This window comes from Natranaerovirga pectinivora, assembly GCF_004342165.1.
Taxonomy (GTDB): Bacteria; Bacillota; Clostridia; order Lachnospirales; family DSM-24629; genus Natranaerovirga; species Natranaerovirga pectinivora.
Window position 1 is genome coordinate 31236 of record NZ_SMAL01000004.1, and the last position, 12841, is coordinate 44076.

Below are 12841 nucleotides of genomic sequence, written 5' to 3' on the forward strand. Positions count from 1 at the left end.
AAATAACATTTATTTAATAAAATCCTCTAGTGATTTAATACTGGCTCCTTGGGGCAATGCGTTCATTACAACCTTTTCCCATGGAGATCTAACTATTGAATCTAATATAACAATAGCACCACGGTCATTTTGGGTTCTAATTAATCTTCCACAGCCTTGTTTCAATTTTAGTCCCATTTCAGGGTAGTCAACTGCTTGTATTGGGTCTAATCCATCTTCTTTTGCTTCTTTTCTCTTAGATTCAATTAATGGATCTAGAGTTGGAAATGGCATCTGCCATATAATTAAAAGGGTTAGTGCGTCGCCAGGTACATCTATTCCTTCCCAGAAATTAGAACCAATTAACACAGAGGATACATCTTCTCTAAAGGTTCTTACAAGATAACCTCGGTCTCCCTTATCCTCCCACAAAAACTGAAAGGGCAATTTATAAGTTTCAAGACCCTTTCTAATTTTTTTAACTTCATTTAGAGAATTGGTAAGTATTAATGCTTGACCCTTGTTTTGTTTTAATAAAGAGGCTAACTTTGTAATCTTCTCTGTGAAACTCATATCTACGCTACTTTTTGAAATAGCCTGATTCAAATAAACCACAGCTTGTTCTTCCATATCAAAAGGACTTTCAATAGTTGAAAATGAAGGGTTTGTTAAGCCAAGGGTTCTTATAAAATAACTAAAGTCACCTTTACTGCTTAATGTAGCAGAAGTAAAAACAATAGGTAAGCCCTTCTTATATAAGTTCTGTTCTAACCGTTTATCTAAATGTTTTGGTACTACCCAAAAACTATTATCTTTTTTATCAACCCAAGTTATAACATTTTTACTTTTGTCTCTATAAAATCTCATTAATGCCATCATTGCACTATCAATTTGACCTTCATATATTTGCAAATCTGTTGAATGTACAGATTCAATATATAATTCTTGTTCGATTTGTATTTCCAGTAATAGGGCATCTAATGCTTTATGAAGATTACTTGCTGCTTTTAATATTTGATCATCTACTTTAATGGCTAACCTTTCTGAACCTTCATCTAAAATAATCCTTTCGTATAATTTATTAAAAAACTCTGAGGAAACTTGACTTAGAGTACCTATTATTGAAACCAATGCTTTTCTTGCATCCTGAATTTTTTCTAAAGTTACAATTATATTATCTATATTTTCCTTAATAATTTGTGTTCCTGCTGCCATAGCTGCCGGAAGGATCACTTTATGACCCTCATCAAAAACAACCCCTGAATAAGTAGGAAGGATAGGTAATTTACCATCTGCAATGCGTTCATCCCTTGTCCATAAGTCTTTAAAAAAGATTTCATGGTCTGCAATAATTAAGTCTATTGTAGGCCTATAATGTTCTCTTGCCTTAATAAGTTTACAAAAACCACGACTGGAACACATATCACAAGGCAAATACTCATTCCAACTTATTTGTTTCCATACACGATCTGATAAAAGTGGCATTTCTGAGCGCTCTCCACTTTTTGTTTTATTAATCCATTCTTCTAAGTCATTGGAACTTACATTAGATACATTATTTAAAAAGTTCTTAGATTCACTAACCCGTACATCACAAAGATACTGGCTAGGATCCTTTGCCATTCTAGCATCTATTTCAATACCTAGTATCTTAGATAAAGCACTAATATCACCATTAGGCCCTGCAAGCTGTTCCTGAAGTGCTGTTGTTGCACAAGCAATGACAACAGGTTTTCCGCTATAACGGGCATAGGCAATGGCAGGAAGCAAGTATGCAAAAGTCTTCCCCGTACCCAGTCCTGCTTCAGCCAAATGTACGTTTTTACCAGAAATGGCATCTCCTACTTGAAAAGCTGTATATATTTGTTCATCACGCACTTCATAGCCATGCTCTGGAAGGATATCATAAAAAACATCTCCAATCCATTCTGATAACTTGGCTGGAAACGCGTCTGCTGTATCGTAATGAAAAAGTGGTTTAACTCTTGGCATAATTCTTTTCTCCTATATAATCTTAAGCACTATACTTAAGAAACTTCTTCTATATAATTATCAACTACTACATGTTTTAGCAATCTTTAGAGATTATATCATATTTTTACCTTAGTAAATTATAATATAACAAAAAACAAACCCAATCAAGATAATATCTCAAAAAGGGTTATTTACAATCTTATGTCTTTTGGGAATTAAGAGGAATAGGCTGAGTTCTTCTAAAAACAACTAAAATTACACTATTGAAGAAATTATATCATGTTTTTTACAATAATAAATATAATAAAAATAAACCCAATTAAAATATTCATTTTAAAAGGGTTTATACATCTATTTTTTAACTTTTATGAAGACTTATCATTTACAACAGTCTTTGATGAATATAGTATCAAAAACAATGCAGGAATTAGGGTCAAAGTAATAATAATGCATATCAATAATCCTAAAGCCACAGTAAATCCTAAATTAGCCATTCCTGGATGATTTATAAATGTTAATCCACCAAATCCAATTAAAGTTGTAAGTGCTGTTAAAACAATTGCTTTACCGGTAGTCATTAAAACATATCCAATATTTCTTTCATCCTCTGACTTTAAGCGGTGCAACAAATGAATGCTACTGTCGATACCAATTCCAATGAGTAAAGGAAAAGCTGCTATACTTAATACGTTAATATCTTTATCTAATAAAGGTAATACCCCTATGGTAAAATAAAGTGTCAAAATAACTGGTGCAATGGCTATTACCATATCTTTGAAAGATTTAAAAACGATCAATAAAAATACTGCCACTATAACAATACAAATTATTGAAATCCTAACAATATCCTCTTTTACCATAGCCACAACTTCATTCATAATTGCAGCCATACTTACAGGGGTATTCCCACTAACTTTCAATATTACTTCTTCTAAGTTTTTATAATGCTCTTCCTCATATATATTTACCGAAGGAATAACTTCCACTAACAACCTTCCTTCTAAGCCTACGTAATTTCCTTGTAAATTATCAGGGAGATCAATAATCTTCATCTTTTCAATATTAAACCCTTCTAGGTTCTCATACCCCATTGAAAGTAGGAAGTTTTCAAGATTTCTAATGACTTCTAACTTGTATCCTTGATCTTTGGGTAAGTACTCATATATAGAAAGCACTCTTTCTACATCATCTCTTTTTTCTAGGACTTCTATGGCATTTATTAACATGTTTTCATCTTCTACCATAAATGTTAATGTATTGGGATTGTAGCCAAATCCTTCTTTTATAATTTCTTCCCATTTTTTACTCTCAATATTATCAGGATATATTTTATCCATATCCCCCACAATTTCTGTATTCTTTACATTTAAGTAGAATAATGGGATTAATAATGTTATAACAAATATGATCAAATAAGGTCTTTTTTCTATTTTTAACCCAATACTGTTTAAAAATTTAAAGTTTGCTTTTTTCTTTGTAACTTTTATTTGTTTATTATGGTCTATTAAAAGTATTAAAGACGGTACGATTATTAACATTGTGATACACAAAGCAAAAACCCCTATTGCTGATATAATGCCCATTTGCTCAAAGGCTTTAAATTTAGCCAATACGAATGCAAAAAATGCTACACTTGTTGTAATTGCACCTGTAACGATACTTACACCTGTTTTCTTTAAAGATATTCTAACGGAAGTCACAACATCTATCTCTTTTTCCCTTTCTTCAATATATCTAGAGATTAAGTGAATGGCAAAATCAATTCCAAGGCCTACAAGCAAAAGTGCAAAACTCATAGAAAACATATTAATTGATCCATAGACCCCATAGGCAAATGTAGCTGCAATTAACGCACCTAGTACCAAAGGATAAATAACAGAACTTAGCAATATGGTTCTTCTAAAAGATATTACAATCAAAAGAATTATCAAACAAATAGTTATAAGAAATGTTCCAAAAAAACCATCAAAGGCCACTCTATCTGCTTCAATATCTTGAATAAAAGCACCACCTGTTAACCCTGCTTCAATATTACGATATGTCTCTTCATTTAACAAAGTATTAATCGAACTTCTTATTTCATCATAAAATTCTTCTCTACTTTCTAAAAAATTATTTCTTTCAATCTTTGGTCTTAACATCATTAAAAATATATTTTCTTCTTCATTTGTTATGTATTGTATTAAATCTTCATCAGGTATATCCTTTTCATTTGATATTGACAACAATATCGTATTAATGGTTTCTAAGTCCGTTGATTTCATAGCATTATCAATATCTTGGTATACTTGTATGTCTAAAAATAACATACTATAATCTTCTACTTCTTTTAAGTCAATATTATATAGTATTTCTACACTTACTTGTCTTTGAAGGATTTCTTTTTCTAGGTCTCTCATAAAAGGTTTTATTTTTTCTTTCTCACCTTTTACTACTACAATACCACTTTCTTGAGAATCAAAATATTGATCAAACTCATTACTTGATTCCAATATTTTACTATCTTTTGGTAACATTTCTTCCATATCAGAACTAATCTTAAGTTTTGATGCAGCAAAAGCTGTTATTACAAAAATAAACAAACTCATGATTAGTATCTTTTTATAATGTTTTATAATCATATTTTCTAATTTATACATTTTATTTACCACCCAATTATCTTATTAATGATATTTTTTAATTCTTCCTCTACCTCCAAAAGTTCGTATTCAAGAGTTCCTAATATAATTCTTTCTAAAAATTCATGTATGGCTATAAAAATAAATCTAGCATAAAATTCCGTATCTTTTATATTCAAAATACTTTGAGCAACGCCCCTATCAAACCATTTTTTCAGTGCACTTATATATTGTTCTTCTATTGAATTGTTTTTCTTATCAAAATGAATAAACTCTAAGAATTTTACTTGATGAATCATTCTGATAATTTTTTTGTTTTTTGATGTAAACTTTAACATTTTATTAATAAAATAGTCTATGGTTTCCTTTGTAATAGGCGCATAGTTAAACTTTTCTAACTCACTAGAAAATGTTAGAACCCCTTTTTGAACAAGACTCCAAGCCAATTCATCTTTGCTCTCAAAATATAAATAAAAAGTACCTTTTGCAACACCTGCTTTTTCTACAATTTCATTTACAGAGGTTTTGCTAATATCTTTTTCATAGAACAAAGCTTCAGCAGCTTCTAATATTTTTCTTTTTGTCTTTTTTGCTTTATCACTTTTTAACATTTAATTCACATCCTTACGCGCGTAGTAGGAGTTGTAAAATGACCCTTGGTCATATTTTATTATATAAAGGGTTTATAATTAATTCAATGTACACTTTTATTAAAAAGGTCAGTTTCTATGTATTAAACTAAAACCAACCCCTCCTAAGACAATGTTCTCAAAAGGGGTTGGTTTATCATTAAATTTGCTGTTCTACGTGTTTTGGAATTACAATAATTACTTTAAACAAATCACCATCTATATTAATATCTATCCTTCCATTCTGAAGTTCTACCAAACTTTTAGCAATGGAAAGACCTAAGCCTGAACCTTCTGTATTTCTTGATTCATCTCCTCTTACAAATCTTTCTGTAATCTCTCTAGCATCAAAATTCATCTCATAGGCAGAGATATTTTTAAATACAAATTCTATCTCTTTTTCATTTTCAATAACATCTATATAGACTCTTGAGTTTTCCATAGCGTACTTGAATATATTGTTCATTACATTATCAAATATTCTATAGGTTCTTTTTCCATCTAATTGACACATCACTTTGTTTTCTGGAAGATTCCATTTAAATGTCAGTGAAGACTCTTCAATTTTCTCTTCTAACTCACCAATGGTTTGTCTAAAAAGAGCTATAACATCTATGTTTTCGATATTTATATCAATATTGCCACTACTTGCTTTGCTGGCTTCAAACAAATCTTCAATAAGTATATTTAATCTTTTTGATTTTTTATCAAGAATTTCAATATACTCTTTTTGGGTTTCAGATTCTATAGGTTCTTTTTTTAGTAAATCAATATAAGTAATAATGGATGTTAATGGGGTTTTAAGGTCATGTGATACATTGGATATGAGTTCTGCCTTCATCTTTTGGCTTTTAATTTCTTTATCGACTGCTAATTGAAAGCCTTCTTTTATATTGTTTAAGTTTTCATTGATTGGTTTTAACATGCCCTCTTCATCAAGGGTAATATTAAAATCCCCTTCAGCGAGTTGACTAGTCCCATTGTACACCTTTTGCAGATCCAACATAAATCTAGTTAAATATTTAAAAATAAAGACACTATAGATACCCGCAATTATAAACATAATTGGTCCACCCATTAAGACTAACCATAATATTGTTATGTTAACAAGTAGTATCCCAAATATTTTTTTATGAGGATCTTTTGTAATGTCTATTGAAAGTAATTCCTTTATTGGTTTACTAAATAAATGAATTACCCCTAGAGGAATATTAATAAATACACTGTTCTTTAGAAAGCCATTTAAAAAGCCAGTATAATAAATGTATTTTAAATTAACAATGGATAAGTATATAAGCATATACAGTGTAAGTGTTATTGGTATTCCAATAATAAAGAAATAACTGTTTGCCTCGTAAATAATATTGGTAAAACTACTATAATAGGCTAAACTATTTCTATCCAGTGTCAATATAATGGCAATACTAATGCCAATTAATGAGGCCCATAATAAGGCTTTGACTTCTAAGAAGAGCTTATTATAGATTGTACAGATTAAGGTTCTTTTTTGAATGGAATAAGGCACACAAAATGCTATAACAACTAATAAAAATATACTTATAATCCCTATAGTGAGTATTAACAGTAATAAACTTGGCAAAATATATATTGCTTTCATATTAAAAGTAAATACATCTTGGTAATCTAAAAAATCTTGAGGCATTATATAATACATGGTCAGATTAGCAAAATCCATTTTGTTTTCAGTGTAAGAGATGATACTAATAAATAAATTTTGATTAAATCTATATCCTAAAGTATTCTGGGTAGTAAGATTTCCATTCTCATCAAATATTGCTTTAACATAAAACAAACTATCCTTAATTTGTTCTTCCAACACATTTTCATCCACATAGCCCATATTGGTAATATGAATGTCTTGTTCATTGGTTAAATAGTATTTTATACTTTCAATATTATCAAAATCTGATCTATATCTTTTTTCCCCTCGTATTTCAGAATTGAATAAATACCTCGTTAACCCGCCTAACTCATTAGCAAAGTGGAATCCTTCTATATATGCTCGTGTATCATTTCGAGAATGTATTCTAATTGCCTTAATAGGTACATAACTTGAAACGGATACTACTGTAAAAAGCAAAATCAACAAAAAGGTTATTAAGTTGTTTTTATAAGTATATTGAGGCTTTTTGCCACTTTCTCTATTCTCATCAGTATCATTTTTCAAATTTATATCCAATGCCCCACACCACCTTTAAATATTTTGGCTCCTTTGGATTAATCTCTATTTTTTCACGAATTCGTCTTATATGAACCGTTACTGTGTCTGGGTTATAAGCGGGTTCTTTCCAAACTTTTTCATATATATCATCAATAGAAAATACTCTATTTGGATTGCTCATAAGTAAGTAAAGAATTTTATATTCAATTGGCGTAATTTTTACTGCTTCACCATCTACAAATACTTCTTTGCTATCGTCTCTTAACTCAATGCCACCAATTTTTAGAACACTGTCTTTTGTTTCATTATTTGGTGAAAAAATAGTATATCTTCTTAAATTAGAGTTTACTCTTGCTAACAGCTCCATTGGATTAAAGGGTTTTGTTATGTAATCGTCAGCCCCAACATTAAGACCCCATATTTTATCTACATCTTCTGATTTTGCAGATAGAAAAATGATTGGGACAGTACTTTTTTCTCTAATTTTAATGGTTGCACTTGTGCCATCTAACCTAGGCATCATAATATCAATTAAAATAAGATGTATCTCTTCTTTATCAAAAATCTCAAGGGCTTCTCTGCCATCATAAGCCTTGAATACATTGTAATTTTGGTTTTTTAAATATATTTCTATTGCATCAGTAATTTCTTTTTCATCATCCACCACTAGTATATTATACATTTAATACTACGCCTCCTAATTGTAATGAGATATCTCTTAATTATAATAACATATACTTCTTAAATTACTATCATTATAATTATTAAAATTTTCTTAAGGTCTATACCCTTTTTTTTTACGCAAAAAAACTCATCAGGTTTTTTTCCTAATGAGTTTATATATTTTTGATTCTATTTATACATATGGGAATGGTGATGGTTCATTGAATGAATCGTCTATGTTAACACTTGTAATAGTCTCAGCATTTTTAAATAACACTTGGCAATTTTGACTTAATCTTATTAATGTTACTTTTTTGCCTAATGTATGGTATTTGTCAGCTACGCCATTAATAGCCTCCATTGCTGAATGATCCATTACTTTAGCATATTTCAAATCTATTATTATTTCATTTGGATCGTTATTAAAATCGAATAAGTCTCTAAAGTTTAATACTGAACCAAAGAATATTGTACCGTTAATTTTATATGTTGTTATTCCATTCTCTTCGTCATTTTCAACATTTGCATAGATAACTTTGCCTTTTTCCCAAGCAAATATTAACGCTGATAAAACCACACCTATAATTACTGCTGTTGCTAAATCTATAAATACCGTACCTACAGTAACAACAATTACAACTAATAAATCTTGCATAGGTATTTTATTTCTATATTTTAAACTCTCCCATTTGAAAGTCCCTACTACAACCATAAACATAACACCCACTAGACCAGCTAGAGGAATAGCGTTTACAAAACTAGATCCAAACATAATAAAAATCATTAATGATACAGAGGCAACAATACCTGATAATCTTGTTCTACCACCTGATTTAATGTTGATGATGGATTGACCAATCATAGCATCTCCACCCATACCACCAAAAAAACCATTTACAAAATTTGCAAACCCTTGTGCGATACATTCTTTATTACTTCTACCTCTTGTATCTGTCATTTCATCTATAACTCTAAGGGTAAGAACTGCTTCTGTTAATCCTACAAGGGCTCCAATTAACGCATATGGGAATATAATTCTTAGCATATCTATACTAATAACCACTTGTGGCATATGGAATCTTGGCAATCCACCTGTTAATTCCATCCCTGCAAAATCTTGTACATTTCTTAAGTGATATCCAAAACGTCCTAAAACAACAGCGATAACTGTCATTACGATAATAGCAACCAAGCTAGATGGTACTGCTTTAGTAATCTTAGGTACAATATGGATAATAGCCATTGTAAATAGTACAAAAAGTAACATTATAGTAAAATCAAGCCTTGGTAACCAAACTTTTTGAATGGTTTCGATACCATCTACTACTACAACTTTATCTACTTTGAATTGTGACCATTGAGCTAAAAATATAACAATTGAAAGACCATTAAGAAAGCCTAACATAACTGAGTAAGGTATAATCCTTGCAAATCTGCCTAATCTAAATACCCCTATTAACATCTGAATAATACCCATTAATACTACTGTTGCAAATAAGTACTCTAATCCATGTTGATATATTAAAGAAGCGAAAACCACTGAAATTGCTGCTGTAGAAGAACTAATCATTCCAGGTCTACCAGTGAAAATTGCTGCAATAAGACCAATCATAAATGCTGTTTGTAGACTTAATATTGGACTTACTCCTGCAACAAAGGCAAAGGCTACTGACTCAGGAATTAAAGCAAGGGCTACTGTTAATCCTGAAAGAATATCATTTTTAATATATTTCTTATTGTTACTAAATTGATGCTTCATCTTGATTACGAAGTTATTTACATTGTTTTTTATTGAATTTGTCATGTACATCTCCTTATTTATATTATTTATTATCATTTAAATGATTTGTTTATCCGCTCACATTTGAATCTTCCTGAAGTCTCAGGAAACATTAACTCTTAATAAATCTAAAGTTTTATGTTACAAGCCGAATAATGACACTTCCTCATAAACACTTTAAAATTATTTTTTAGTTAATAGCCACAAGAGAATACTATAGCAAAAAAACTCCAAAGAGACAAATAGAAAATTATGCACTATATACAATAAAAACCCTACAAAATATGTAGGGTTTTTATTGTTATATTATTAACTTTGTAAGATTTTCATAAATTCTTCTCCAGTTATCGTTTCTTTTTCAATAAGATAACTAGAAAGTTCGTGTAGTTTATCTATGTTCTCTTGTAAAATATTTATAGCCTTTTCGTGAGCTTTTTTAATTATACTTAATACTTCTTCATCTATCTTTGTAGCAGTTGCTTGTGAACAAGCCAAAGAGGAATCGCCGCCTAGATACTGATTAGAAACCGTTTCTAGTGCCATCATATCAAAGTTTTTACTCATACCTAAGCGTGTTACCATATTTCTTGCTATTTTTGTTGACTGCTCTATATCATTAGCTGCTCCTGATGTACATGTTCCAAATATCAATTCTTCAGCAGCACGGCCACCTGTGAATGTAGCAATTTTATTAAGGGCTTCTTCTTTAGTCATTAGCACATTTTCTTCTTCTGCAATTTGCATTGTATACCCTAGAGCACCAGATGTACGTGGTACAATTGTAATCTTATGAACAGGTGCGGATTCAGTTTGTTTGGCCGCAACAATGGCATGGCCTATTTCATGGTATGCAATGATTTTCTTTTCCTTAGGAGAAATAACTGCGCCTTTTCTTTGATATCCAGCAATAACAACTTCTACTGATTCTTCAAGATCAATTTGTGTAACAACTTTTCTTCTATTCCTTACAGCACTTAGAGCACCTTCATTAATGATATTGGCTAATTCTGCCCCTGATGCCCCTGATGTTGCTCTTGCAATGGCATTAAAGTCAACACTATCATCAATTTTTATATTTTTAGAATGAACTTTTAATATAGATTCTCTTCCTGCTAAATCTGGTAGCTCTACAGGGATACGTCTATCAAATCTTCCAGGTCGAAGGAGTGCTTTATCCAGAGAATCTGGTCTATTGGTTGCTGCTAATATAACAACACCTTTTTCTCCACTAAAACCATCCATTTCAGTTAATAATTGATTTAGGGTTTGTTCTCTTTCATCATTACCCCCTAAACCACCATTGTCTCTTTTTTTACCTATTGTATCAATTTCATCAATAAATACAATACAAGGCGCCTTAGCTTGGGCTTCTTTGAATAAGTCTCTTACTCTAGCTGCCCCCATTCCAACAAACATCTCAACAAATTCTGACCCGGATATAGAGAAGAATGGTACTTTGGCTTCTCCTGCGACAGCTTTAGCAAGGAGTGTTTTACCTGTCCCTGGTGGTCCTACAAGTAATGCACCTTTTGGCATTATGGCACCAATTTCTTTATATTTATTAGGATTGTTAAGAAAATCTACAATCTCATTTAAAGCTTCCTTCGCTTCATCTTGCCCTGCTACATCTTTAAATGTTTTACCTGTTTCTGCTTCCACATAAACTTTGGCATTGCTCTTTCCAAAGCCCATAAGGTTATTACCACCCATTCTCTTTTGCATAGAATTCATAAGTAATCTACTGATTCCAACAAATAAAAGGATAGGGAAAACCCAAGTTAATATAAAATTCATAAGAGGTGAATTCTCTCGAGGGATCACTCTTGTAAATTTTACCCCTGCATTTTCAAGACGGTTGGTAAGATCTGGATCATTCATAACACCTGTTACAAATATTTTTTCTTCCCCTGCTTCATTGGTTGTTGAAAAAGCAATTTGATTGTCTTGAACCTCTACTTTTTCTATAATACCTTCTTCTATTTTAGATAAAAATGTGCCATAATCCGTTTCTGTAATATTTCTACTTATAAAATATGGAAATATAAAAGCATTTAAAAACATTACAATAATCATAATGGTCATATAGTAAAAAAATATGGGTTTTTTTGGATTTTTTTGATCTTTCATCATTCTAGCCCCCTTCTAAGGTCTTTATCTATTTTAAACTATTTTATTTCTGTGATAGCTTACCTTATTGTATATAGTCAATATTAACTCAATATGAACTCAGAAACAAAGTAATTTATTCAGAAAAACTCGCCTAATAAGTTATAGACGAGTTTGATAAAAACTATACCATTATTCGTTTTTTAAATACTTTAAAGATTAATATATTCATTAAGATTAAATACACAAGGCCAACAACATAATAACTCCAAAACCCAAGATTTAAAACCCCTTCACCTAATACAGATACACTAAAGGCCTTAACAGACCAAAAATTAGGTTCAAAAGAGAAGAAAAATTCCTTAGCATCTGTAAAAAACAATGAACCTATCGGTAAGACAATAATCATCCCAACTGCCTTTAACATTGCAAAACCTTCTATTTTATTGCTTGCTAAACAATTAATTGCCATAGCAGCAATTGAACTAAAAAAAGCGATAGAAAGAGGCACTAGAATCATTGCGTATAGTGGTACTTCAACAAGTCCTCTCATAATTAACAAGGATATTATTGAAGTCACCAGAGTCAATACATAACTCATTAAAAACCTAAACCCTACAAAAAAATTAAAACTTACAGGTGATACATCAATGGCATATAAAATCTTATCATCTCTGTCATCCAAAATAGAAAATCCAATAATGGCTCCAGTAATTAATGCGGTCATAAGCATTAACCCTGCCATTACAATATGATAAAATCCCGCCAAAGAAAAGTTAAATTGTTCTTCTGCATATGGAATAGCAAATCTTGCTATGGTTGATAAAAGTAATGGATAAAAGAGTAAAAAACGAAGCAAAGGATCACGAAGCCATTTTTTAACTTCATACGTCATATAATTTTTGCTCAT

General features: G+C 30.7%; 8 protein-coding genes. All 8 read right to left on the minus strand.

What is annotated here, in order from left to right; all coding sequences use genetic code 11:
* Positions 1-9: 9 nt before the first annotated feature.
* Positions 10-1971 (minus strand): ATP-dependent DNA helicase, encoded by a 1962-nt coding sequence (locus EDC18_RS07135; protein ID WP_165878511.1) that lies wholly within the window; start codon positions 1969-1971, stop codon positions 10-12.
* Between the two features lie 347 nt (positions 1972-2318).
* On the minus strand, positions 2319-4592 hold the full coding sequence (locus EDC18_RS07140; RefSeq protein ID WP_132251712.1) for an efflux RND transporter permease subunit: 2274 nt from the start codon (positions 4590-4592) through the stop codon (positions 2319-2321).
* Between the two features lie 5 nt (positions 4593-4597).
* Positions 4598-5182 carry a TetR/AcrR family transcriptional regulator gene (locus EDC18_RS07145; RefSeq protein WP_132251713.1) on the minus strand — a complete coding sequence of 195 codons (585 nt, stop codon included), beginning with the start codon at positions 5180-5182 and terminating at the stop codon, positions 4598-4600.
* A gap of 178 nt (positions 5183-5360) precedes the next feature.
* Positions 5361-7400: a sensor histidine kinase gene (locus EDC18_RS07150; RefSeq protein WP_132251715.1), complete on the minus strand. Its 2040-nt coding sequence runs from the start codon at positions 7398-7400 to the stop codon at positions 5361-5363.
* Entirely contained in the window at positions 7378-8064 is a 687-nt protein-coding gene (locus EDC18_RS07155; protein WP_132251717.1) for a response regulator transcription factor, read from the minus strand. The genes EDC18_RS07150 and EDC18_RS07155 overlap by 23 nt, the downstream gene beginning before the upstream one ends.
* A gap of 174 nt (positions 8065-8238) precedes the next feature.
* Positions 8239-9849, minus strand: coding sequence for a SulP family inorganic anion transporter (locus EDC18_RS07160; protein ID WP_243115086.1), 1611 nt, complete (start codon positions 9847-9849; stop codon positions 8239-8241).
* Between the two features lie 285 nt (positions 9850-10134).
* Entirely contained in the window at positions 10135-11952 is a 1818-nt protein-coding gene (gene ftsH / locus EDC18_RS07165; protein WP_132252060.1) for an ATP-dependent zinc metalloprotease FtsH, read from the minus strand.
* A 163-nt stretch (positions 11953-12115) separates the two neighbouring features.
* Positions 12116-12841 carry an Rv2686c family ABC transporter permease subunit gene (locus EDC18_RS07170; protein WP_132251719.1) on the minus strand — a complete coding sequence of 242 codons (726 nt, stop codon included), beginning with the start codon at positions 12839-12841 and terminating at the stop codon, positions 12116-12118.

Excerpts from the sequence above, each read along its gene's own strand:
- EDC18_RS07135 (WP_165878511.1), bottom strand. The coding sequence starts at position 1,971 with ATGCCAAGAGTTAAACCACTTTTTCATTACGATACAGCAGACGCGTTT.
- EDC18_RS07140 (WP_132251712.1), bottom strand. The coding sequence starts at position 4,592 with ATGTATAAATTAGAAAATATGATTATAAAACATTATAAAAAGATACTA.
- EDC18_RS07145 (WP_132251713.1), bottom strand. The coding sequence starts at position 5,182 with ATGTTAAAAAGTGATAAAGCAAAAAAGACAAAAAGAAAAATATTAGAA.
- EDC18_RS07155 (WP_132251717.1), bottom strand. The coding sequence starts at position 8,064 with ATGTATAATATACTAGTGGTGGATGATGAAAAAGAAATTACTGATGCA.
- EDC18_RS07160 (WP_243115086.1), bottom strand. The coding sequence starts at position 9,849 with ATGACAAATTCAATAAAAAACAATGTAAATAACTTCGTAATCAAGATG.
- ftsH (WP_132252060.1), bottom strand. The coding sequence starts at position 11,952 with ATGAAAGATCAAAAAAATCCAAAAAAACCCATATTTTTTTACTATATG.
- EDC18_RS07170 (WP_132251719.1), bottom strand. The coding sequence starts at position 12,841 with ATGAGCAAAAATTATATGACGTATGAAGTTAAAAAATGGCTTCGTGAT.